Genomic DNA, 21,969 nt, shown 5'->3' on the forward strand with positions numbered 1-21,969 from the left:
CATAACGACTGCTGCATCGGTAGGTTAAGCGTATATAACCTCGCCAACATTTCTGCAACATCTGAGTGATGTTGCGAAGCAACAGCACGGATTTCCCAAGCAGATTTTCGCCGCACTTTCCAGTGCAAGAGCTCATCGCCACAGGAAAAACAGCCCAGTTTGCGGAAATTGCGCAGTGTTACGGCACTGATGCGCAGGCACGCGAAAGTGTCGCGTACACGCAACGGCAGCCGCCGCAGCCATGGCGGAAACGCCACTAGGCATTACGACGGAGGTTGCGGATATTGCCGGCAAGTGTTGCGACAATTGCGCGCACGAGGGCGCGGATAGGTGCGGAAGCGGGCACGCCGGCAGGCAGGCGCGGGCAGTCGCCCTCGCCCGACCTGCTCAGGAAAATGGCCTCAGCGCAGCGGCGCGAACGTATCCATGCCGCCGCTGTAGCCGCCGGGCAGGCCTTTGGTGGCCACGGCCACGGCGTTGTGCGGATGCAGGCTTTCGTAGTGGGAGGCACGCACCCAGAAGTCGACGATGCGTTCGTCCGCATCCAGCGCATGCTGCACGCGGCGTGCGGCGTCCTCGCAGAACATCAGATTCTCGCCGTTGAGGCGGGCGAAGGCCTGTTCGTCGACGCGCTTGACCGCGGTCTGTACCGGCGTCTGCAGGGCATCCTCGACCCGGTCGATCAGCTCGATCAGCGGGAAATCGAAGCCCTGTACCAGCTTGACGCGAACCTCCGCCGAACTGCGCTGGCTGTGCGGCGTGGCGCAGATGCCCTGCTCGCTGCCCAGCCAGGCCAGGACCTGGTCATAGTCAAGCGTCTTGCCGCGGGCGAAATCCTCGCCGAAACGTTCCTGGATCAACTGCCGCGCCAGCGCGGCGGAACAGGGACAGGTGCTGGAATAGACCACTTCATAGGCCAGCTCCAGGCTGAAATGGCCGCGGTCCATCAGCGCAGTGAGCATGACCGGGTAGGACTTCCAGCCGCTGTTATCGCTGACCAGGGCGCGTCGGCGCACCAGATGATCGAAGCGGATGCGCACCAGGGCACGATCGGACAGCTCGGCGTGGGAATCCAGGAAATCCTTGAGCAGGCGGCGCAGCGAGCACGGCGTCAGCGGCTCGTTGGACAGCGACTTGTCCACGTGCAGATAAAGCCGGGACATGTGGATGCCGCGCGCCTCGGGCCGGGTCAGGTTCACATAGGCCGTGACGCGGGCGCCGGACTGCACCGTACGGCCGTCAGGGCTGTTCAGGCTGATCGGCACCTCGATCTCGCCCATGCCCACCCACTCCAGCGCACCGGCCACGTGGGGGCGGGCGTCGTTGGCGACATCGGGCATGGAACGGACGGTGTTTTCACTGCTGCGCATACGGAATCCTTGCAGAAACGGTTGCCGCCGCGGCGCAAAAGCGCCGCCGCCGCAGGGTTTGCCCCCTCGCCGGCCGTGCGGGCACCGGAATTGGTGCAGGTGGGGCCGCTTCGGCGCGGGTCAATAGCTTAACAGCCGCCGCGGCGGGCCTCGCGCCAGGCCAGCCAGGCGGTGTTCCAGGGGACTCGGTCCAGCCGCGGCCAGAGTTGCGCGAACGGATCGCCTGGCGCCAGCGGGCGGGCGCGCCAGCGTTCGCAGCGCGCGCGCAGGCGCAGGATCCAGCTGCCGCCGGCGGGCAGCGCCAGATCGCTCAGGGCCGCCGCGATCCGCGCCAATTGTTCGCGCACCAGGGCGTCGCGCGCCGGACCGGCCGTGGCCAGTTCGGCGCCGCCCAGCTGGTGCCGCGCCAGCAACTGCATGGAAACTGCCGGGCCGCCGCTGTCATCGTCCAGCGGCAGCCGCGCCAGCTGGCGCAGCAGATGGCTGAGCGCCCGCAACTCGGCCTGGGCCTGGCTGCCCTGCCCGGCCGCGCCCAGCAGCGGTTCGCGCCAGTGCTCCAGGGCGAGGAAAACCGGCCGCAACTGGGCCAGCTGAGCGCTGAAGTCCGACGCCGGTGCCGCCTCGTGCACATGGTTGGCCGCGGCCAGCAGCGGCGCAAAGGCGGCGCGATCCCAGCGCGTCGCCGGCACCCGGCCCAGCCGGCGCGTCAGCGGATGACGCGCCTCGCCAGCGACGCAGCGCTCCAGTTCCTCGGCCCACCACTGCAACTTGCCGGTCGCTACCACCGGCTCGGGCAGATGGAACACGGCCTGGGTCAGTTCGTGCGCGATGCCTTCAAAGGCCAGCCGGGCCGCCCCGGCCGGCGTGCGCAGATACGGCTGCAACAGGCGGAATTCGGGATAGGCCTGGACCAGCTTGGCGACGAAAGCGTCTTCGGCTTCGGTCTCGCTCATGCGGCGAGCAGTTCCAGCGCCGCGTGCAGCTCCTGCGCCGACCGGGCCACCCAGTCGGCCGCCCAGGCCTGCGGATCCTCGCCATCCAGATAGCCCCAGGCGGCCGCGACCGTGAGCATGCCGGCGGCGCGGCCGGCCTCGATATCGCGCAGGTCGTCGCCGACGTAGGCACAGCGCTGCGGTGCCACGCCGGCCAGCTCGCAGGCGCGCAGTATCGGCGCCGGATCCGGCTTCTTCACTGCCAGGCAGTCGCCGCTGACCAGGGCCGCGCTGCGCGTGCTCCAGCCCAGTTGCTGCAGCAGCGGCCGCGCCAGCCAGCCGGGCTTGTTGGTAACCACGCCCCAGCGCGCGCCGCGCGCCTCGATGGCGCGGATCAGCGCATCCACGCCGTCGAAAGGCCGCGACAGCTGGGCGATATCGGCGGCGTAGAGGTCCAGGAAACGCGGCAGCAGCGCGTCGTAGCGCGCATCGTCCAGGCCCGGCAGGCCGCGCCGCAGCATGGCCCGGCCGCCCTTGGACACGGCGGCGCGCACGCCGGCCGTATCCGGCTCGGGCTGGCCCAGCTCGCGGCACAGGCGCTGCATCGCGGCAACCAGGTCCGGTGCGGAATCGACCAGGGTGCCGTCCAGGTCGAACAGCACCGCATCCAGATCGCGTCCGAGCAGCCTCATGCAGGCTTCACCGCGCTGACCAGGTAGTTCACGGCGACCGAAGCCTTGAGACTGGCGCGGCGGGTCAGCGGGTTGTAGTCCAGGCCGCGCAAGTCTTCCAGTTCCAGCCCCGCCTGGCGCAGGGCCGCGGCCATTTCGCTGGGCTTGATGAACTGGCTGTAGTGATGCGTACCGCGCGGCAGCAGGCGCAGCAGGTATTCCGCGCCGACGATGCCCAGGGCGAAGGCCTGCGGCGTGCGGTTCAGGGTGGAGGCGAAAAACCGCCCGCCGGGCCTGAGCAGGCGTGCGCAGGCCTCGACCACGCTGCCGGGATCGGGCACGTGTTCAAGCATTTCCATGCAGGTGACGGCGTCGAAGCCGGCCGGCATTTCCGCCGCCAGGGCCTCTACGCTGATCTCGCGGTAATCCACCGTCAGGTTGGATTCGTACAGATGCAGCCGCGCCACGTCGAGCACGCCGGGGGCGAGGTCGATGGCGGTGACCTGGGCGCCGGCGGCGGCCAGGGCCTCGCTCAGCAGACCGCCGCCGCAGCCCACATCCAGTACGCGCGCGCCGCGCAGGCTGCAGCGTTCGGCCACGTAGGCCAGGCGCACCGGATTGAGGTCATGCAGGGGGCGGGATTCGCCGTTGGGGTCCCACCACCGACTGGCCAAGCGGTCGAATTTGGCGGTCTCGCTGCGATCGACGTTCTCGCGTTTTTCCACGGCACTATTCATCACGTTCAAACCTCAGCCACGCAGCCGCCCGCCCCACTCGCGCGCCTTGGCGCGCAGTGCGGCGGGGTCCATATCGACCAGCACGCCCGCGGCCAGCTTGGGTACGCCGGCGATCCACACATCGCTGACCTGGTGGCGGCCGCAGGCGTAGATCAGCTGCGAAGTCACGCTGAATACGGGCAGGGTTTCCAGCGCATCCAGGCGCACCGCGGTGAGGTCGGCCAGCTTGCCCGGCGCTATCGAACCCAGCCGGTCGCCCCAGCCCAGGGCGCGGGCGGCGTTCAAGGTAGCCGCACGCAGGGTGGAGGCGGCATCGAGGGCGCTGGCATCGCCGGAGACGCCCTTGGCCAGCAGCGCCGCCGTGCGCATCTCGCCGAACATGTCGAGATCGTTGTTGCTGGCGCAGCCGTCGGTGCCGATGGCGATGTTCACGCCGGCCTTGCGCAGTTCCTCGGCCGGGCAGAAGCCGCTGGCCAGCTTGAGATTGGATTCGGGACAGTGCACTACCGATACGCCGGCCTCGGCGCAAAGGCGGATCTCCGCCTCGTCGAGCTGGGTCATGTGCACCGCGATCAGATGGTCGTTGACCAGGCCCAGGCCCTGCAGCCGGGTCATGGGCCGCACGCCGTGCTCGCGGCGCGAATCCTCGACTTCCTGGGCAGTCTCGTGCACGTGCATATGCACCGCCAGATCGAGCTGGTCCGACAGCATGCGGATGCGTTCAAAGCTGGTATTGCTGACGGTATACGGCGCATGCGGCGCGAAGGCGGTGCCGACCAGGGCATCGTCGCGGTATTCGTCATGCACCGCCAGCGCCTTGTCCAGGTATTCGTCGGGGCTGCGCGCCCAGGCGCTGGGGAATTCGATCACCGGCAGGCCGACCATGGCGCGGAAGCCGTAGCGCCGGTAGGTCGCGGCCTGGGCGTCGGGGAAGAAGTAGTTCTCGTTGCAGCAGGTGGTGCCACCGCGCAGCATCTCGGCGATGGCCAGCTCCACCCCGTCGTGGACGAATTCGGCGCTCATCGCACGCGCCTCGGCCGGCCAGATATGTTCCTTGAGCCAGGTCATCAGCGCGAGATCGTCGGCGATGCCGCGCATCAGGGTCATGGGGTTGTGGGTATGCGCATTGATAAGGCCCGGGATCAGCGCGTGTTCGTCCAGGCGGCAGGTCTCGCGCGGCGCGTACTTCTGCCGCGCCTCGGCGATCGGCAGCAGGTCGAGGATACGTCCGCCGGCCAGCGCCACCGCGTGCTGCTCCAGCACCACGCCATGGGGTTCCACCGGCACCACCCAGCGCGCCTCGATCAGAGTGTCTATCTTGACTTGTGTGGTCGGACTCACGTCCGGCTCCTGGCGTTGACGATCCGCGCATGATGGGGGCGGATACGAAAAAGGGAAACCCGGCGCGGCCGGATTTCCCTTGCGAATGCGGAATCTGTGTCCGCGGCCGCAGCGGTGCGCCGGGACTCCGCCGCGCCGCCGGAGCACGGCCGCTGCAGCGGATCCGGCCCTTCCAGCGCCGCCGCGCCGCCTTACTTGACGCGGGAGACGTATTCGCCAGTGCGCGTATCGACGCGGATCTTCTCGCCCTGGGCCACGAACAGCGGCACGCGCACCACGGCGCCGGTTTCCAGCTTGGCCGGCTTGCCGCCGCCGCCGGAGGTGTCGCCACGCACGCCGGGGTCAGTCTCAGTGATTTCCAGTTCGACGAAATTCGGCGCCGCCACGGTCAGCGGGCTGCCGTTCCACAGGGTCACCACGCAGGTCTCGTTGCCCTTGAGCCACTTGGCCGCGTCGGCCATGGCGGCCTCCTCGGCACCGACCTGCTCATGGGTTTCCGGATGCATGAAGTGCCAGAACTCGCCGTCGGAATAGAGGTATTCCATGTCGGTATCCATGACATCGGCCGGTTCCAGCGAATCCGTCGCCTTCATGGTCAGTTCGACCACACGGCCGGACTTGATGTTGCGGTAGCGCACGCGGGTGAAGGCCTGGCCCTTGCCCGGCTTGACATATTCGGTTTCGGTGATGACGCACGGCTCGTTGTTCACGATGATCTTCATGCCGTTCTTGACGTCATTCATGCCATAGCTGGCCATGGGTCGCTCCTGCAAAGAGAATCGCCGCCGATCTGCGGCTACAATGGTCGATTGGCCGTAAAGCCGGAAAGTAGCCAGCAATGATAACCGCTAACCGCCGGCGCGCGCAGCCACCGGCCCGCAACTGGCAGCAGCTGTGGCGCGAGGCCGTCACCGACCCGCTGGAGCTGCTGCGCCTGCTCGGCCTGCAGCACCGGGCCGCCGAGCTGCTGCCCGGACGCGACACTGGTTTCGCCCTGCGCGTGCCGCGCGGCTTCGTCGCCCGCATGCGCCCCGGCGACCCGGCCGACCCGCTGCTGCGCCAGGTGCTGCCGCTGGCGGCGGAGCTGGAGGCTACGCCAGGGTACAGCATCGACGCGGTCGGCGACCTCGCCGCCCGCTCCGCCCACGGTGTGCTGCAGAAGTACGCCGGCCGCGCCCTGCTGATCGCAACCGGCTCCTGCGCGGTCAACTGCCGCTACTGCTTCCGCCGCCATTTTCCCTATGCCGAGGAGACCGCCGCCGCCAATCACTGGCGCGAGGCCCTGGCCGCCGTCACCGCCGATACCAGCATCGACGAGCTGATCCTGTCCGGCGGCGATCCCCTGTCCCTGTCCAACGCCAAGCTGGTCGAGCTGGGCCAGGCGCTGCAGAGCCTGCCGCACGTGACCCGGCTGCGCATCCACAGCCGCCTGCCGGTGGTGCTGCCGCAGCGGGTGGACGAGGGCCTGACCGGATGGCTGGCCGCGCTGCCGCTGCAGAAAGTGGTGGTGCTGCACGCCAACCACGCCAACGAGTTCGATGCCGAGGTCGACGCTGCCTGCGCGCGCCTGCGCGAGGCTGGCTGCACCCTGCTCAACCAGGCCGTGCTGCTGCGCGGGGTCAACGACGACGCGGATGCGCTCGCCGCGCTGTCGCAGCGCGGCTTCGCCGCCGGCGTGCTGCCCTACTACCTGCACCAGCTCGACCGCGTGCTCGGTGCGGCCCATTTCGAGGTCGACGATACGGTCGCGGCCGCCCTGGTCGAAGCCCTGCGCACACGCCTGCCGGGCTATCTGGTGCCGCGCCTGGTGCGCGAGATCGCCGGCGAAAAATCCAAGACGCCAGTGTGATGCGCCACTCAGGCAACCGGATCCGCTGTGGAAATAACCGGATGAATCCGGTAAAAACGGCGACAAGCGGTTGCTCGCCATGCCTCCGTAATTCATACCCAGGAATGAACCCGCCAGATGCCGACCCACGCCGGGATCCCGTCCCGGCCGCTGCCGGCACTCGCCCACCCCCAGAGCGGACATGAGTAAACAGGACAGCGTCATCAGGTTGTTGCTGATCGAGGATTCGGTCGAAGACGCCGAACAGCAAATCAGTGTTTTGCGCAACGGCGGCATCGCCGTGCGCCCGGGCCGGGCCGGCAACGAAGCCGAACTCGAAGACCAGATCGTCCAGAACACCCCCGATGTGATCCTGGTCAATCTCGCGGCGAAGTCGCTGCGTCTGGAACAGGTCGCCGACGCCGCCAACCGCGGCGGCAAGGACATCGCCATCGTCGGCAGCGCGCTGGCGCCGAGCGAGGACACCATTGTCAACGCCTTCCGCAGCGGCGCCCGCGCCATCGCCCTGCGCACCCGCCCGGATCACACCCAGATGATCGTGCGGCGCGAATTCGAAAGCCTGCTCATGCGGCGCAACGTGCGCAAGCTCGAAGCCGCACTGCGCGAGACCGAGCGCCGCTGCGACTCGCTGCTGGATTCCTCGCGCGATCCCATCGCCTATGTGCACGAGGGCATGCACGTGCGCGCGAACAAGGCCTATCTGGAGATGTTCGGCTTCGACGAGTTCGAGGACATCGAGAGCATGTCCATCCTGGACATGATCGCGCCCGACGACGCCGACGATTTCAAGGCGCTGCTGAAGAAGCTGTCCAAGGGCGAGAAGCCGCCGCAGAAACTCAACCTCAAGGCACAGCGCTCCAACGGTTCCACCTTCGACGCGGTGATGGAATTCGCCGAGGCCACCTACGAAGGCGAGCCCTGCCAGCAGATCATCTTCCGCCAGCAGACCAGCAATCCGGAGCTGGAAAAAGAACTCGACGCGCTGCGCTCCAAGGACCTGGTCACCGACCTGTTCAACCGCCAGCACCTGCTGGTGGAACTGGACCGCACCGTCGCCGCCGCGGCCGCCGGCGCCAACGACCGCTGCCTGCTGCTGCTGGAGCCGGACAATTTCAAGAAGGTGCTGGACACCATCGGCATCGGCAACGCCGACCTGCTGCTGGGCGACCTGGCCAACCTGATGCGCCGCCACCTGGCCGAGGCCGACGTGGCCGCACGCTTCGCCGACCACACCTTCGCCGTGCTGCTGATCGGGCGCGACCAGGAAAATTCCAAGAAAGTCGCCGAGGTCCTGCTCAAGGCCTTCAACGAGCGCATCTTTGAAGTCGGCAAGCAGTCGATCAATGTCACCATGAGCGTGGGCGGCTGCCTGATCGGCGAGAAGAACGCCAATGCCCAGGCCATACTCGGCCAGGCCAACACCACCCTGCGCGCGGCCCAGACCGAGGGCGGCAACCGCGTCAACGTGTTCGACCCTGCCGCGCAGGACAAGGCGGCCGAGGAGAAGCAGCGCCACTGGCTCAAGCTGGTGCAGGACGCGCTGGCCAACAACGGCTTCGTGCTGTTCAACCAGCCCATCATCAGCCTGCACGGCGCCGACGGCGACTTCTTCGAGATCCTCCTGCGCATGCAGGGCCCCAAGGGCGAGATCACGCCGAACTTCTTCCTGCCCATCGCCGAACAGCACGGCCTGATGCCGCAGATCGACCGCTGGGTCATCGCCCACGCGATCAAGGCCCTGGTCGAGCGCGAGAAGAGCGGCATCAAGACCACCTATTTCATCAAGCTCACGCCGCAGTCGCTGGAAGACCAGACCCTGCTGCCGTGGATCGCGCAGCAGCTCAAGAACGCGCGCCTGCGCGGCGACGCGCTGGTGTTCGAAATGCCCGAGAGCAAGGTCGTCACCAGCCTCAAGCCGGCACGCACCTTCGTCGCCGGCCTCAAGCAGATCCACTGCGGCTTCGCCCTGGAGCAGTTCGGCTCCGGCCTGAACTCGATGCAGCTGCTCAAGCACATCGACGCGGACTATCTGAAGCTGGACCGCAGCTTCATGGCCGACCTGCCCAAGCACAAGGAAAACCAGGAAAAGCTCAAGGAGCTCTGCGACCAGGCCCACCACTCCGGCAAGCTCACCGTGGCGGAGTTCGTCGAGGACGCGGCCAGCATGTCCATCCTCTTCAGCTGCGGCGTGAACTTCGTGCAGGGCAACTTCCTGCAGGAACCCGAGAAGGTGATGGTCCACGATCTGCACTGAAGACGGGATTCGGGATCGGGGATCTGCAAAAGCAGCGTGCTCCCATCACGAATATCCAATCCAAAAAAAACGGCCCCGCAGGGCCGTTTTTTTTACGCCGCAGACTGGAGGGCGGCGATGCGATCCTCGATCGGCGGATGGCTGGCGAACAGCTTGCCCCAGGCGCCGCTGATGCCGAACGCGGCCACTTCCTTGGGCAGGGTCGAGGCGCCGTGACCGTCGGCCAGGCGGCGCAGGGCGGCGATCATGGCGCCCTTGCCTTCCAGATGCGCCGCGCCGGCATCGGCGCGGAACTCGCGCCAGCGCGAGAACCACATCACGATCAGCGAGGCGAACAGGCCAAGCACCAGCTGGGCCACCATCACGGTGATGAAATAGCCTATGCCAGTGCCGCCTTCGCGATCGTTGCCGCGCAGGAAACCATCGACGACCGAGCCTATGATGCGAGCCAGAAAGATCACGAAGGTGTTCAGCACGCCCTGGATCAGGCCCATGGTCACCATGTCGCCATTGGCCACATGGCTGATCTCGTGGGCCAGCACGGCTTCGACCTCGCGCCGGTCCATGTTGTGCAGCAAGCCTATGCTCACGGCGACGAGCGCGTTGTTCTTGCTCATGCCGGTGGCGAAGGCGTTCATCTCCGGGCCGTCGTAGATCGCGACCTCGGGCATGCCTATGCCGGCCTTCTCGGCCTGGCGCCGCACGGTGGTCAGCAGCCACTGCTCCACTTCGTTCTGCGGCTGGGTGATCACCTGCGCGCCGGTTGCGCGCTTGGCCATCCACTTGGACAGGGCCAGCGAGATGAAGGAACCGCCCATGCCGATGACGCCGGCCATGATCAGCAGCGAAGTCAGATTGGTGCGCGCGGCCGCGTCCAGCCCGAACAGCTTGATGACGATGCTGAGCAGAAACAGGATGGCAATATTGGTGGCGAGATAAAGAAGGATGCGCATGGCGACAGATATCCGTAATCCGAATCCGACTGCAGCCCTAGTTATGTCCGATCCCGGCCAGTTCAAGCAGCCGAGCCCGACCCGGACATCGCGGCCGACCCTCGCGGCAGGCGGCTGAGTCTTTCTCATGATCAACCTGGACATGGCAACGGGATGTGATTACCGCGGCCGCTTCGCCCCCTCGCCCACCGGCGCGCTGCATTTCGGCTCCCTGGTCGCTGCCCTGGGCAGCTGGCTGCGCGCGCGCAGCCAGGGCGGCCGCTGGCTGCTGCGCATCGAGGACCTGGACCCGCCGCGCGAGATCGCCGGCGCCGCCGCCGGCCAGATCGCGACCCTGGCCGCGTTCGGCATGGAATCCGACGAGGCCGTGGTCTGGCAGCACACACGCGGCGAGGCCTATGCCGCGGCCCTGGCCGCGCTGTCCGCCCGCGGTCTGGCCTTTCCCTGCTGGTGCAGCCGCAGCGACCTGGCGCGCAGCGACGGCCTGCATCGCGGCGCGTGCCTGGCCGCACCCGATCCGGCGCGCACGCCGGCCTGGCGCGCGCGCGTCCCGGCCGCAACCATCGCCTTCGACGACGGTGTCGCCGGCCGCTGCGTGCAACAGTTACAGGACGAGGTCGGCGACTTCGTGCTGCGCCGGGTCGAAGGCTATTTCGCCTATCAGCTGGCCGTGGTCGTCGACGACGCCTGGCAGGGCGTCAGCGAAGTCGTGCGCGGCGCCGACCTGCTGGATTCCACGCCGCGCCAGATCTGGCTGCAGCGCGAACTGGGCCTGCCCACGCCGGCGTATGTGCACCTGCCTTTGGCGCTGGGCCCGGACGGGCGCAAGCTGAGCAAGCAGGACCGCGCCTTGCCGGTGGACGCGGCCGAGCCGCTGCCGGCGCTGCGCGCGGCGCTGCGCTTCCTCGGCCTGCCGCCGGCGCTGTGTGCGTCCGCGGGCAGCGTTGCCGCACTGCTGCGTGCCGCGGTGCCGGCGTTCGATCTCGCTGCGCTGGCGCATGCAGCAAAAACAAATGTGCAGCTGCACCATGGCAATGCATGACGCTTGTGTAGAATCGCGCGAAGTCCGCGTCACGCGGCTTTCCCGCGTTGCGACGGATCACAACGACAAACTGGGAGTGGAGCATGACCTCACGGGTAGCTTTGGTTACAGGCGGAACGGGCGGTATCGGCACAGCGATCGTGCGCAAGCTGGCGGCGATGGGACACAAGGTTGCGACGAACTATCGCGACAAGGCCCGGGCCACGGCCTGGCAGGAAGCCCTGCGGCGCGACGGCGTCGAGGTGGCGCTGGCGGCCGGTGACGTCGCCGATCCGGCCGCAGCCGAAGCCATGGTGCGCCAAGTGACCGACCAGCTCGGCCCGGTCGACATCCTGGTCAACAACGCCGGCATCACCCGCGACGGCACCTTCCACAAGATGACCGCCCTGCAGTGGCAGGAAGTCATCAACACCAACCTCAATTCCTGCTTCAACGTCACCCGTCCGGTCATCGACGGCATGCGCGAGCGCAAGTGGGGCCGCATCATTCAGATCAGCTCCATCAACGGCCAGAAGGGCCAGTACGGCCAGGCCAACTACGCCGCGTCCAAGGCCGGCATGCATGGCTTCACCATCTCGCTGGCACAGGAGAACGCCAAGTTCGGCATCACCGTGAACACGGTTTCGCCAGGCTACGTGGCGACGGAAATGGTCATGGCCGTGCCTGAGGAAGTACGCGCCAAGATCGCCGCGCAGATTCCGGTCGGCCGCCTGGGCAACCCGGATGAGATCGCCTACGCCGTCGGCTTCTTCATTCCGGACGAGGCCGCCTGGGTCACGGGTGCGAACCTGTCGATCAACGGCGGCCACTACATGGGCTGGTGACGGCCGCTGCCGGAGCAGTCCGCGCGCGGCGGTAAAAGCGCAGCGCGCGGACCTGCGCCCGATATGACGATGAATGTCCGCGGTCCCGGGACGACGATCTGCCGGGACCGCTTCCGCCCCCGCTGCTTTCTGCAGCGCAGCCGGGCGCACACTGCAACATTGGTCTCGGACCAACGCCACGCACCACCCCTGCCATAGGTAATGCTGCGCAGCAAACCGGCTGGTGCGTCGCCGCAAGCCGTGCTAGCTTCGCTGCATGGCACAAGTCCGAGTCATCAAGAAGTACCCGAACCGCCGCCTCTACGACACCGAGATTTCCAGCTACATCACGCTGGAAGAAGTCCGGCAGCTCGTGGTGGATGGCGAGGAATTCGAGGTACGCGACGCCAAATCCGGCGAAGAACTGACCCGCTCCGTCCTGCTGCAGATCATCGCCGAGCACGAGGAACGCGGCCAGCCCATGTTCACCACCCAGCTGCTGTCGCAGGTGATCCGTTTCTACGGCGATTCCCTGCAGGGCTTCATGGGCGGCTATCTGGAGCGCAGCCTGCAGGTCTTCCTCGACCAGCAGCAGCAATTCCGCAGCCAGCTGAACACCATGATGGGGCAGACGCCCTGGTCCATGCTCAACGATCTGACCGAGCGCAACATGGACATGTGGAAGTCCCTGCAACAGGGTTTCCTCAACGCCGCCAGCAGCTCGATGAAGCCGCCGGGCAGCGGCAACAAGGACAAATCCTGATCGTCGCGGCGCGGCCGCGCCGCGCCGGCATCCGCCTGCGCTGACAGCGCCGCCTGCTGCGGCGCAATAGCTTCGCGTATGCAGCAATTTCCAGGGGAAGCAATGAATCAGCGCATCGCATTGGTCAGCGGCGGCATCGGCGGCCTGGGCACGGAAATCTGCCGCCACCTGGCCGCCTCCGGGCATTTCGTCATCGCCGCCGACCTGGGCGTACGCACCGAGCGCATCGCCGCCTTCCGCGAGGAAACCGCCGACCTGGGCGACCGCATCCGCTTCGAGCCGCTGGATATCGCCAGCTTCGACGCCTGCGCCGAACTGATACAGCGCATTGAGGCCGGGCACGGCCGCCTGGACGTGCTGGTCAATGCCGCCGGCATCACCCGCGACACGACCCTGCGCAAGATGAGCCAGGAACAGTGGCACAGCGTGCTGACGGTGAATCTCGACGGCGTGTTCAACCTCTGCCGCAACGCCGTGGAAGGCATGTGCACGCGCGGCTATGGCCGCATCGTCAATATTTCCTCGGTCAACGGCCAGACCGGCCAGTTCGGCCAGACCAACTACGCCGCCGCCAAGGCCGGCATGCACGGCTTCACCATGGCGCTGGCGCGCGAAGTGGCGCGCAAGGGCGTGACCGTCAACAGCGTGTCGCCGGGCTATTGCGAGACCGCAATGGTGATGCAGATAGCGCCGGAGATCCGCGCCCAGATCATCGAGGACGTGCCAGTGGGCCGCCTGGGCAAACCGTCGGAAATTGCCCGCGTGGTGGATTTCCTGGTCGCGGCGGATTCGGGCTTCATCACCGGCGCGAACATTCCGGTGAACGGCGGCTACTTCATGGATTTCTGAGACGGCGCGAACACGCAGGCCCAACGAAGCAAAGCCGCGCGGGGCAGCCCGCGCGGCTTTTTCGTTTCACCAGATCAGATCCGCCGGCACGTCGTCCTCGACCGGTGCGTTCGGATCCACCAGCAGCACCAGCGCCTCGGCGGAAACCGCCTTCACCTGCTGCGCGAGTTCGGCGCCCACCAGCAGGTAGCGGCCGTTCTGCTGCACCACGGCCAGTTCGCCCTTGTTGAGCGCGGCCAGCTGATCCTGGGTGCAGTAGACACGGCGGATCTTGCCGCCGTGCTCGAAATGCCGCGCGTGCTCGGCGTCGGCCACGTTCAGCGCCTTGCCGTTGAGCAGGCGCGCGACCTGTTCCTTCTTCTCGCGCTTCTCGCGCGCCTTCTGCTCGGCTTCGCGCTGGCTGCGTTCGCGGTCTTCGCGTTCGCTGCGCGCGCGCAGCGCATAGGCCTGGGCCAGATCGGGCTCGCCGCCGGCGGCGGGCCGGCCCTCGGCTGGCTTGCCCTGCCCCGGACGCCCCCCGGCGGGCCGGCCCTGGCCCGGCCTGCGCTGTTCGCCGGGTTTGGCACCGCCGGGCCGGCCCTGTGGCGGGCCGCGGCGAGCGTCGTCGGAGCGGGCTGGCTTGGCCTGCGGCGCGGACGCCGGCTTGGCCTCGGCTTTCAACTTCTGGACCAGTCCACTTTTCAACAACTGGTCACGCAGGGAATCGGCCATGGTCGATCTTCACTTGCTATGGCGTGGAGAAAACGCGGGTTTCAGTAATGCGGCGGCGGCGGCTCGGAAGCCGGGTCGTGGCTCAGCGAGGAACGCACCGCACCCAGTTCGCTGCGCAGGCGGCGGAACTCCTCGCGCATGTCGCCGAGCAGGCGGTCGTGCGCCGCGACGGTACGGTTGAGCACGGCGACCGTATCCTCCAGGAAGGCGAAGCGCACTTCCAGTTCGGTCAGGCGTTCTTCCAGCGTGGTTGCGAGCGTCATGTCAGCCCAGCTTCTCGATCAGGTGGCGGCCGTGACGCGATCCTACCAGCCCCTGCGCCTCACGTTCGGCCAGGCGGCGGTCGGCTTCGGCCATTTCGGCGACCAGGGCGGAAAAATCCGTGCGCGGCTGCCAGCCCAGCTCGTGCCGGGCCAGGCTGGCGTCGCCGACGAGGGTATCGACCTCGGCCGGACGGAAATAGCGCGGATGGATGCGGACGACGACGTCGCCGGGCACCAGTTGGCTGCCGGCGAGGCCGCAGCGCACGACGCGGGCGTATTCCGCTTCGCCTTCGCCGCAGAATTCCAGCTCGATCTGCATGGCCAGGGCCGCCAGTTGCACGAACTCGCGCACGGTATGCTGCTCGCCAGTCGCGATCACGTAATCGCGCGGCTGCGCCTGCTGCAGCATCAGCCACTGTGCCTCGACGTAGTCGCGCGCATGGCCCCAGTCGCGCCGGGCGTCCAGGTTGCCCAGGTAGACGCACTGCTGCAGGCCATAGGCGCAGCGCGCCAGGCCGCGCGTGATCTTGCGCGTGACGAAGGTTTCGCCGCGCAGCGGCGACTCGTGGTTGAACAGGATGCCGCTGCAGGCGAACAGGCCGTAGGCCTCGCGGTAATTCTGCGTGATCCAGTGCGCGTAGAGCTTGGCCACGCCGTAGGGCGAGCGCGGGTGGAACGGCGTGGTCTCGCTCTGCGGCGTGGCCCGCACCTGGCCGAACAGTTCCGAAGTCGAGGCCTGGTAGAAGCGGCAGCGCCCGCCCAGGCCCAGCACACGCATTGCCTCAAGCAGGCGCAGCGTGCCCAGCGCATCGGCATTCGCGGTGAACTCCGGTTCCTCGAACGAGACCGCGACATGGCTCTGCGCGCCGAGGTTGTAGATTTCATCGGGCTGCACCTGCTGCAGCACGCGCAGCAGGCTGAGCGAATCGGTGAGGTCGCCGTAGTGCAGATGCACCTTGGGCACGGCCTCGTCCAGCTCGTGGTAGAGATGGTCTATGCGCTCGGAGTTGAACGACGACGTGCGCCGCTTGATGCCGTGCACTTCATAGCCCTTGCCCAGCAGCAGTTCGGCCAGATACGCGCCGTCCTGGCCGGTGATGCCGGTAATCAAAGCTCGTTTGGACACTGCGCCGTTCCCCCGCCGGTTTGCCGTGTCAGCGGCTGTGCGCGACGCTGCGGCCGCGGCCTATGCCGTAGTAGGCGATGCCGGCGGCCTCGACCGCCGCCGGATCGTAGATATTGCGGCCGTCGAAGATCACCGGCTGCTTCAAAGTTGCGGCCAGACGCTTGAAATCGGGGCTGCGGAAAGCCTTCCATTCGGTGACCACGGCCAGCGCATCGGCGCCGGCCACCGCTTGCTGGGCCTGCTCGCACAACACCAGGTCGGCGCGTTCGCCGTAGATATGACGCGCCTCCTCGCGCGCTTCCGGATCGTAGGCGCGCACCGTGGCGCCGGCCTGCCACAGCTGTTCCAGCAGGCGCCGGCTCGGCGCTTCGCGCATGTCGTCGGTATTCGGCTTGAAGGCCAGGCCCCACAGCGCGATGGTGCGGCCGGCGAGATTGCCACCGAAATGCTGCGCGATCAGCTCGAACAGGCGATTCTTCTGCGCAGCGTTGACCTGCTCCACCGACTGCAGCAGGCGCGCCGTGTAGCCATGGTCGCGGGCAATGCGGTCCAGCGCCTGCACATCCTTGGGAAAGCAGGAGCCGCCGTAGCCCACGCCGGGATAGATGAAGTGATAGCCGATGCGCGGATCCGAACCGATGCCATGGCGCACCAGCTCGATGTCGGCGCCGACCCGCTCGGCGATATTGGCCATCTCGTTCATGAAGCTGATCTTGGTCGCCAGCATCGCATTGGCGGCGTACTTGGTCAGCTCGGCCGAACGCACGTCCATCAGCACGATGCGGTCGTGGTTGCGGTTGAACGGCGCATACAGGCGGCGCAGCACCGCGACTGCGGCCGGGCTGCTGCTGCCGATGACAATGCGGTCGGGACGCATGCAGTCGTTGACCGCGTCGCCTTCCTTGAGGAATTCCGGATTGGAGACCACGTCGAAGCCGATGTCCACGCCGCGCTCGCGCAGCGCCGCGGCGATGGTGTCGCGCACGCGGTCGGCGGTGCCGACGGGAACCGTGGATTTGTTGACGATGATACTGGCCGCCCCCAGGTGCAGGCCTATGGTGCGCGCCACGGCGAGCACATGGCGCAGATCGGCGCTGCCGTCCTCGTCCGGCGGCGTGCCGACGGCGATGAAGATGACGTCGCCGTGGGCGATGGCCGGCGCAGGGTCCGTGGTGAAGGCGAGCCGGCCGGCAGCATGGTTGGCCAGCACCAGCTCTTCCAGGCCGGGCTCGTAAATCGGGATCTGGCCCTGGTTCAGGCGCTCGACCTTGGCCGCGTCCACGTCGACGCAGACCACCGTGTTGCCCATCTCCGCCAGGCAGGTTCCGGTGACCAGACCCACGTAACCGGTGCCGAAGACGGTGACGTTCATGCGCGGCCGATTCCTTGATCGAAGAGGAGGATTCTAGCAGTCCGCCCGCCCGGAGCAGCCCGCAACGAAAAAGGGCGCGGCGATGATCGCCGCGCCCCCGGTGCAACAGGTATCGCGATTACTGCTTCTTCTCAGCCGGCTTGGCGGCGGCTTCGGCCGGCTTGGCCGTCTCGGCCGGCGGCACGATCTTGAGCAGCTCGACCTCGAAGGTCAGCATGGCGTTCGGGCCGATCGGCGGCGGGCCGCTCTCGCCATAGGCGAGGTTGGACGGAATGTAGAACTTGTACTTGGAACCGACCGGCATCAGCTGCAGGCCTTCGGTCCAGCCCGGGATCACGCCCTTGAGCGGGAAGGTGGCCGGCTCGCCGCGGTCGACCGAGCTGTCGAACTTGGTGCCGTCCAGCAGAGTGCCGGTGTAGTGCACCTGCACGGTGTCGGTGTCCTTCGGCTTGGGACCGGTGCCGGCCTTGACCACTTCGTACTGCAGGCCCGAGGCCGTGGTGGTCACGCCCTTCTTGCCCTTGTTCTTGGCCAGGAACTCGTCGCCGGCCTTCTTGTTGGTCTCGGCCTTGGCCTTCTCTTCCGCCGCACGCTTGGCCTGCAGCTTGGTCATGAAGTCCTGGCGGACCTTGAGCGCCTCTTCCTGGGTCAGCGCGGTCTTCTCGCCCTTGACCGAGGCGTTCAGCGCCTGGATCACCACGGCCATGTCGATCTCGTCCTTGATCGAAGCCAGGCCCTTGCCCACGTCCATACCGACCATGTAGCTGACCTTGTCCTTCTCGGTCTTGAGCTCCTGGGCGAACGTGGCGCCCGCGGTGCCCAGCGCCGCGACGACGGCGGCAGCGGTCAGGCTCTTGCGCAAAAACTTGCTCATCAATTGCTCCTGGATGAATTGTGTAGGCGGCCCGACGGCCGCTAGGCGCTACGGGGCGGCGTATTGTGTAGACGCCGCGGGTCGAAGGCAAACGTCCGGCGGCCTGCGACCCGGTGCCCGGCAGGAAGTTCCCGGCCGGCACAAATCGTTCTGCAGGACCGTCCGCCCGAGGCCGCCACGCTCCGGCAAGCCGAAGCCGAACCGCAGATCGCCGGTTCCGGCAGCCTGAAGCGGCGCGGCCCGCCGGAACCCGTACCTTGCCAGGCCCGCGTCTCACGCGCCGTGACCGCGGCCACCCGCCCGCCGCCGCCGCGGCTGCTAGACTAGGCGGATGCTCAGATTCGATTCGGTCACGCTGCGGCGCGGCAGCAAGCTGCTTTTCTCCAACGCCAGTGTGCAGCTGCATGCGGGCTGGCGGGTCGGCGTTACCGGGCGCAATGGTGCGGGCAAGTCCAGCCTGTTCGCCCTGGTCGCCGGCGAGCTGCAGGCCGACGCAGGCGAATTCGCCCGGCCGCGCGACTGGGTGCTGGCCCATGTGCGCCAGGAAACCCCGGCCCTGGCCCGCAGCGGCCTGGACTATGTGCTGGACGGGGACCCGGAATACCGTGCCATCGAAGCCGCCCTGGCCCGCGCCGAAAGCGATCACGACGCCATCGCCCAGGCCCAGCTGCACGAACGCCTGCACGCCATCGACGGCTATGCCGCGCCGGCCCGCGCCGCGGCGCTGATGCACGGCCTGGGCTTCAAGCCCGGCGAGGAACTGCGCAGCGTGGCCGAGTTCTCCGGCGGCTGGCGCATGCGCCTGAACCTGGCCCAGGCACTGATGTGCCGCTCCGACCTGCTGCTGCTGGACGAGCCCACCAACCACCTCGACCTGGATGCGGTGTTCTGGCTGGAAGACTGGCTGCGCCGCTACGCCGGCACCCTGCTGCTGATCTCGCACGACCGCGAATTCATCGACAACGTGGTCAGCCACGTGCTTGAGATCGCCGACGAAAAAGTGGAACTGTTCGCCGGCACCCTGTCCGGCTTCGAACGCAAGCGCGCCGAGCGCCTGGTGCAGCAGCAATTGCAGTACGAACGCCAGCAGCGCGAACGCGCCCACCTGCAAAGCTTCGTCGACCGCTTCAAGGCCAAGGCGAGCAAGGCGCGCCAGGCGCAGAGCCGGGTCAAGGCGCTGGAGCGCATGGTCGAGATCGCGCCGATCCGCGCCGCCTCCAGCATCCGTTTCGAGTTCCGCGAACCCGAGGCCCTGCCCTATCCACTGGCGCGGCTGGACCAGGCCAGCGCCGGCTACGGCGAGCGCCTGGTGCTGGAGAACGTCAAGTTCGGCCTGGTGCCGGGCGACCGCATCGCCCTGCTCGGCGCCAACGGCGCGGGCAAGTCCACCTTGATCAAGCTGCTGTCCGGCGCGCTGGAAAACCGCAGCGGCGAGCGCTTCGAGGCCAAGGGCCTGCGCATCGGCTATTTCGCCCAGCACCAGCTCGAAACCCTGGATCCGCAGGCCAGCGCGGTGGAACACCTCAAGCGCCTGGACGACAAGCTCGGCGAACAGGCGGCGCGCGATTTCCTCGGCGGTTTCGGCTTCCTCGGCGACCGCGCGCTCGAGCCGGTGGGCCCGTTCTCCGGCGGCGAGAAGGCGCGCCTGTGCCTGGCCCTGGTGGTCTGGCAGCGACCGAACCTGTTGCTGCTGGACGAACCAACCAACCATCTCGACCTGGACATGCGCGAAGGGCTGACCGAGGCACTGAACGGCTTCACCGGCGCCGTGGTGCTGGTCGCCCATGACCGCGCCCTGATCCGCACCTGCTGCGACACCTTGCTGCTGGTCGGCGCCGGCCGGGTGCAGCCCTACGAGGGCGACCTCGAAGACTACGCCCGCATCGTGCTGCGCCAGGCGGCCGAGGCCGGCGAAGTGCCGGCCGCCGCGGCGCCGACGGCCTCGCGCAAGGACGAGCGCCGCGAGCGCGCCGACCAGCGCGCGCGCCAGGCGCCGCTGCGCAAGGAAGTGCAGAAGCTGGAAAAGCGCATGGCCGAACTCGCCGCGCGCAAGCAGACGCTGGAAACCGCGCTGCAGGATCCGGCCCTGTACGAGACACCGTCGCAGCGCCCGGCCGAACTCACCCGCCAGCTGGGCGAGACCAACGCCGAACTGGCCCAGGTCGAGGAAGCCTGGCTGGTCGCCCAGGAAAACCTGGAACAGGCCGCCGTCGACTGAGCCTGCCGCCTCCCCTTCCACCGCATCAGCGCACCACCCGGAACCTTTCATGAGCCAACTCATCGCACCGCACGGCGGCCAACTCGTCGATCTGTACGTTCCCGCCGCCGAACGGGAGGCGCTCAAGCACGAAGCCGCATCGCTGCCGGGCTGGGATCTGAACGCGCGCCAGCTCTGCGACCTGGAGCTGCTGATGAACGGCGCGTTCTCCCCGCTGACGGGTTTCCTCGGCCGGGCGGACTACGAATCGGTGTGCAGGGATCTGCGCCTGGCCGACGGCACGCTCTGGCCCATGCCGATCACGCTGGACGTGAGCCGCGAATTCATCGAAAAGATCGGCGATGCGCGCCGTATCGCCCTGCGGGATCCCGAAGGCGTGGCCCTGGCCGTGCTCGATATCGAGGAATCCTGGGAGCCCGACCGCACCGCCGAAGCCCAGGCCGTGTTCGGCACCACCGACCGCCTGCATGCCGGCGCGGCCTGGCTGCTGGACAAGGCCGGACCGGTCTATCTGGCCGGCCGACTGCGCGGCCTGGCCGCGCCGCAGCACTATGATTTCCGCCATCTGCGCCTGAGCCCGCGCGAGGTGCGCGAGCAGTTCGACAAGCGCGGCTGGCGCCGCGTGGTCGCGTTCCAGACGCGCAACCCCATGCACCGCGCCCACCTGGAACTGACCTTCCGCGCCGCCCAGCTGGCCGAAGCCAACCTGCTGATCCATCCCAGCGTGGGCATGACCAAGCCCGGCGACATCGACCACTACACCCGCGTGCGCTGCTACGAAAAGCTGCTCACGCACTATCCCGAGCAGACCAGCATGCTCTCGCTGCTGCATCTGGCCATGCGCATGGGCGGTCCGCGCGAGGCGCTGTGGCACGCCATCATCCGCAAGAACCACGGCTGCTCGCATTTCATCGTCGGCCGCGACCATGCCGGCCCCGGCAACGGCGCCGACGGCAAGCCGTTCTACGGCCCCTACGACGCGCAGGACCTGGTCGCCCGGCACCAGCAGGAACTGGGCATACAGATGGTGCCGTTCCAGGAAATGCTCTACGTGCAGGAGCGCGCCCAGTACGCGCCGGCCAACGAGATCCAGCCCGGCGAGACCGTGCTGAACATCTCCGGCACCGAACTGCGCCGGCGCCTGCACGAAGGCCTGGACATACCCGAGTGGTTCACCTATCCGGAAGTCGTGGCGGAACTGCGCCGCACTCATCCGGCGCGGCACAGGCAGGGCTTCACCGTGTTCTTCACCGGCCTTTCCGGCGCCGGCAAGTCCACCCTGGCCAATGCGCTGATGGTGCGCCTGCTGGAACTGGGCACGCGCCCGGTCACCCTGCTCGACGGCGATATCGTGCGCAAGCACCTGTCCTCGGAGCTGGGCTTCTCGCGCGAGCACCGCAATCTCAACGTGCAGCGCATCGGCTTCGTCGCCAGCGAGATCACCAAGAACGGCGGCATCGCGATCTGCGCGCCGATCGCGCCCTACGCCGCGGCCCGTGCCGAAGTGCGCAGCATGGTTGCGCAGTACGGCCTGTTCGTCGAAACCCATGTCGCCACGCCGCTGGAAATCTGCGAGCAGCGCGACCGCAAGGGCCTGTACGCGCTGGCCCGCGCCGGCAAGCTCAAGGAATTCACCGGCATCAGCGATCCCTACGAAGTGCCGGAAGCGCCGGAGCTGCGCCTGGATACCAGCGAAATGGGGCCGGACGAGGCGGTGCAGCGCATCGTGCTGAAACTGGAAAGCCTGGGCCTGATCCGGCCGCGGGACTGACAACCTCATGACCGGCGCCGCGCAACGCGGCGCCGGTGTTTCTGCGCAGCGGCCGGACAAAGCCGGCCGC

The 21,969-nt window shown here is 67.7% G+C and carries 20 protein-coding genes; 8 read left to right on the forward strand and 12 right to left on the reverse strand.

What is annotated here, in order from left to right; translation table 11 throughout:
• Positions 1-401: 401 nt before the first annotated feature.
• From folE2 to efp, 6 genes are all read right to left on the reverse strand, one after another.
• Positions 402-1,370: a GTP cyclohydrolase FolE2 gene (folE2, locus tag NM961_RS03075; protein WP_255911151.1), complete on the reverse strand. Its 969-nt coding sequence runs from the start codon at positions 1,368-1,370 to the stop codon at positions 402-404.
• Between the two features lie 128 nt (positions 1,371-1,498).
• The gene (locus NM961_RS03080) at positions 1,499-2,323 is read right to left on the reverse strand and encodes a hypothetical protein (RefSeq protein WP_255911153.1); all 825 of its coding nucleotides are present in this window, start codon (positions 2,321-2,323) and stop codon (positions 1,499-1,501) included.
• A complete protein-coding gene (gene gph / locus NM961_RS03085) occupies positions 2,320-2,994 on the reverse strand; it encodes a phosphoglycolate phosphatase (protein ID WP_255911155.1) in 675 nt (224 codons plus the stop codon). The genes NM961_RS03080 and gph overlap by 4 nt, the downstream gene beginning before the upstream one ends.
• Positions 2,991-3,710, reverse strand: a complete 720-nt coding sequence (ubiG, locus tag NM961_RS03090) for a bifunctional 2-polyprenyl-6-hydroxyphenol methylase/3-demethylubiquinol 3-O-methyltransferase UbiG (protein ID WP_255911319.1) — start codon at positions 3,708-3,710, stop codon at positions 2,991-2,993. The genes gph and ubiG overlap by 4 nt, the downstream gene beginning before the upstream one ends.
• Before the next feature lie 12 nt (positions 3,711-3,722).
• The gene (locus tag NM961_RS03095) at positions 3,723-5,051 is read right to left on the reverse strand and encodes a TRZ/ATZ family hydrolase (RefSeq protein WP_255911157.1); all 1,329 of its coding nucleotides are present in this window, start codon (positions 5,049-5,051) and stop codon (positions 3,723-3,725) included.
• A gap of 191 nt (positions 5,052-5,242) precedes the next feature.
• Positions 5,243-5,809: an elongation factor P gene (gene efp, locus NM961_RS03100; RefSeq protein ID WP_255911159.1), complete on the reverse strand. Its 567-nt coding sequence runs from the start codon at positions 5,807-5,809 to the stop codon at positions 5,243-5,245.
• Between the two features lie 80 nt (positions 5,810-5,889).
• Between efp and epmB the strand changes: the two genes are divergently transcribed.
• A complete protein-coding gene (gene epmB, locus NM961_RS03105) occupies positions 5,890-6,900 on the forward strand; it encodes an EF-P beta-lysylation protein EpmB (RefSeq protein ID WP_255911161.1) in 1,011 nt (336 codons plus the stop codon).
• Positions 6,901-7,081: 181 nt separating this feature from the next.
• On the forward strand, positions 7,082-9,154 hold the full coding sequence (locus NM961_RS03110) for an EAL domain-containing response regulator (protein ID WP_255911163.1): 2,073 nt from the start codon (positions 7,082-7,084) through the stop codon (positions 9,152-9,154).
• Between the two features lie 92 nt (positions 9,155-9,246).
• Here the strand turns inward: NM961_RS03110 and htpX are convergent, their stop codons facing one another.
• Entirely contained in the window at positions 9,247-10,107 is an 861-nt protein-coding gene (htpX, locus tag NM961_RS03115) for a protease HtpX (protein WP_255911165.1), read from the reverse strand.
• Positions 10,108-10,234: 127 nt separating this feature from the next.
• Here htpX and gluQRS point away from each other — a divergent pair, with 127 nt between their 5' ends.
• The 4 genes from gluQRS (at position 10,235) to phbB (NM961_RS03135) (ending at position 13,564) form a co-directional block, all read left to right on the forward strand.
• Positions 10,235-11,149, forward strand: a complete 915-nt coding sequence (gluQRS, locus tag NM961_RS03120) for a tRNA glutamyl-Q(34) synthetase GluQRS (protein WP_255911167.1) — start codon at positions 10,235-10,237, stop codon at positions 11,147-11,149.
• Between the two features lie 83 nt (positions 11,150-11,232).
• Positions 11,233-11,973 (forward strand): acetoacetyl-CoA reductase, encoded by a 741-nt coding sequence (phbB, locus tag NM961_RS03125; RefSeq protein ID WP_255911170.1) that lies wholly within the window; start codon positions 11,233-11,235, stop codon positions 11,971-11,973.
• A 256-nt stretch (positions 11,974-12,229) separates the two neighbouring features.
• Positions 12,230-12,715 carry a polyhydroxyalkanoate synthesis repressor PhaR gene (phaR, locus tag NM961_RS03130; RefSeq protein WP_255911173.1) on the forward strand — a complete coding sequence of 162 codons (486 nt, stop codon included), beginning with the start codon at positions 12,230-12,232 and terminating at the stop codon, positions 12,713-12,715.
• Positions 12,716-12,817: 102 nt separating this feature from the next.
• Entirely contained in the window at positions 12,818-13,564 is a 747-nt protein-coding gene (gene phbB, locus NM961_RS03135; protein ID WP_255911175.1) for an acetoacetyl-CoA reductase, read from the forward strand.
• Between the two features lie 66 nt (positions 13,565-13,630).
• Here the strand turns inward: phbB (NM961_RS03135) and NM961_RS03140 are convergent, their stop codons facing one another.
• The 5 genes from NM961_RS03140 to bamJ form a co-directional block, all read right to left on the reverse strand.
• Entirely contained in the window at positions 13,631-14,275 is a 645-nt protein-coding gene (locus tag NM961_RS03140) for a DUF2058 family protein (RefSeq protein ID WP_255911177.1), read from the reverse strand.
• A 41-nt stretch (positions 14,276-14,316) separates the two neighbouring features.
• Complete coding sequence (locus NM961_RS03145; protein WP_255911179.1) at positions 14,317-14,538, reverse strand: SlyX family protein; 222 nt, start codon at positions 14,536-14,538, stop codon at positions 14,317-14,319.
• 1 nt (position 14,539) lies between these two features.
• Positions 14,540-15,664, reverse strand: coding sequence for a GDP-mannose 4,6-dehydratase (gmd, locus tag NM961_RS03150; RefSeq protein ID WP_255911181.1), 1,125 nt, complete (start codon positions 15,662-15,664; stop codon positions 14,540-14,542).
• Positions 15,665-15,692: 28 nt separating this feature from the next.
• Positions 15,693-17,036: a UDP-glucose dehydrogenase family protein gene (locus NM961_RS03155; RefSeq protein WP_255911183.1), complete on the reverse strand. Its 1,344-nt coding sequence runs from the start codon at positions 17,034-17,036 to the stop codon at positions 15,693-15,695.
• 118 nt (positions 17,037-17,154) lie between these two features.
• A complete protein-coding gene (gene bamJ, locus NM961_RS03160; protein ID WP_255911185.1) occupies positions 17,155-17,910 on the reverse strand; it encodes a BamJ family beta-barrel-assembly machinery protein in 756 nt (251 codons plus the stop codon).
• 331 nt (positions 17,911-18,241) lie between these two features.
• Between bamJ and NM961_RS03165 the strand changes: the two genes are divergently transcribed.
• Positions 18,242-20,128 carry an ATP-binding cassette domain-containing protein gene (locus NM961_RS03165; RefSeq protein ID WP_255911186.1) on the forward strand — a complete coding sequence of 629 codons (1,887 nt, stop codon included), beginning with the start codon at positions 18,242-18,244 and terminating at the stop codon, positions 20,126-20,128.
• 49 nt (positions 20,129-20,177) lie between these two features.
• Positions 20,178-21,899, forward strand: coding sequence for a bifunctional sulfate adenylyltransferase/adenylylsulfate kinase (locus tag NM961_RS03170; RefSeq protein WP_255911188.1), 1,722 nt, complete (start codon positions 20,178-20,180; stop codon positions 21,897-21,899).
• Positions 21,900-21,969 lie beyond the last annotated feature (70 nt).

Source organism: Tahibacter harae (assembly GCF_024437735.1).
Lineage (GTDB): Bacteria > Pseudomonadota > Gammaproteobacteria > Xanthomonadales > Rhodanobacteraceae > Tahibacter > Tahibacter harae.

Excerpts from the sequence above, each read along its gene's own strand:
- folE2 (WP_255911151.1), bottom strand. The coding sequence starts at position 1,370 with ATGCGCAGCAGTGAAAACACCGTCCGTTCCATGCCCGATGTCGCCAAC.
- NM961_RS03080 (WP_255911153.1), bottom strand. The coding sequence starts at position 2,323 with ATGAGCGAGACCGAAGCCGAAGACGCTTTCGTCGCCAAGCTGGTCCAG.
- gph (WP_255911155.1), bottom strand. The coding sequence starts at position 2,994 with ATGAGGCTGCTCGGACGCGATCTGGATGCGGTGCTGTTCGACCTGGAC.
- ubiG (WP_255911319.1), bottom strand. The coding sequence starts at position 3,710 with ATGAATAGTGCCGTGGAAAAACGCGAGAACGTCGATCGCAGCGAGACC.
- efp (WP_255911159.1), bottom strand. The coding sequence starts at position 5,809 with ATGGCCAGCTATGGCATGAATGACGTCAAGAACGGCATGAAGATCATC.
- epmB (WP_255911161.1), top strand. The coding sequence starts at position 5,890 with ATGATAACCGCTAACCGCCGGCGCGCGCAGCCACCGGCCCGCAACTGG.
- NM961_RS03110 (WP_255911163.1), top strand. The coding sequence starts at position 7,082 with ATGAGTAAACAGGACAGCGTCATCAGGTTGTTGCTGATCGAGGATTCG.
- htpX (WP_255911165.1), bottom strand. The coding sequence starts at position 10,107 with ATGCGCATCCTTCTTTATCTCGCCACCAATATTGCCATCCTGTTTCTG.
- gluQRS (WP_255911167.1), top strand. The coding sequence starts at position 10,235 with ATGATCAACCTGGACATGGCAACGGGATGTGATTACCGCGGCCGCTTC.
- phbB (WP_255911170.1), top strand. The coding sequence starts at position 11,233 with ATGACCTCACGGGTAGCTTTGGTTACAGGCGGAACGGGCGGTATCGGC.
- phaR (WP_255911173.1), top strand. The coding sequence starts at position 12,230 with ATGGCACAAGTCCGAGTCATCAAGAAGTACCCGAACCGCCGCCTCTAC.
- phbB (WP_255911175.1), top strand. The coding sequence starts at position 12,818 with ATGAATCAGCGCATCGCATTGGTCAGCGGCGGCATCGGCGGCCTGGGC.
- NM961_RS03140 (WP_255911177.1), bottom strand. The coding sequence starts at position 14,275 with ATGGCCGATTCCCTGCGTGACCAGTTGTTGAAAAGTGGACTGGTCCAG.
- NM961_RS03145 (WP_255911179.1), bottom strand. The coding sequence starts at position 14,538 with ATGACGCTCGCAACCACGCTGGAAGAACGCCTGACCGAACTGGAAGTG.
- NM961_RS03155 (WP_255911183.1), bottom strand. The coding sequence starts at position 17,036 with ATGAACGTCACCGTCTTCGGCACCGGTTACGTGGGTCTGGTCACCGGA.
- bamJ (WP_255911185.1), bottom strand. The coding sequence starts at position 17,910 with ATGAGCAAGTTTTTGCGCAAGAGCCTGACCGCTGCCGCCGTCGTCGCG.
- NM961_RS03165 (WP_255911186.1), top strand. The coding sequence starts at position 18,242 with ATGCTCAGATTCGATTCGGTCACGCTGCGGCGCGGCAGCAAGCTGCTT.
- NM961_RS03170 (WP_255911188.1), top strand. The coding sequence starts at position 20,178 with ATGAGCCAACTCATCGCACCGCACGGCGGCCAACTCGTCGATCTGTAC.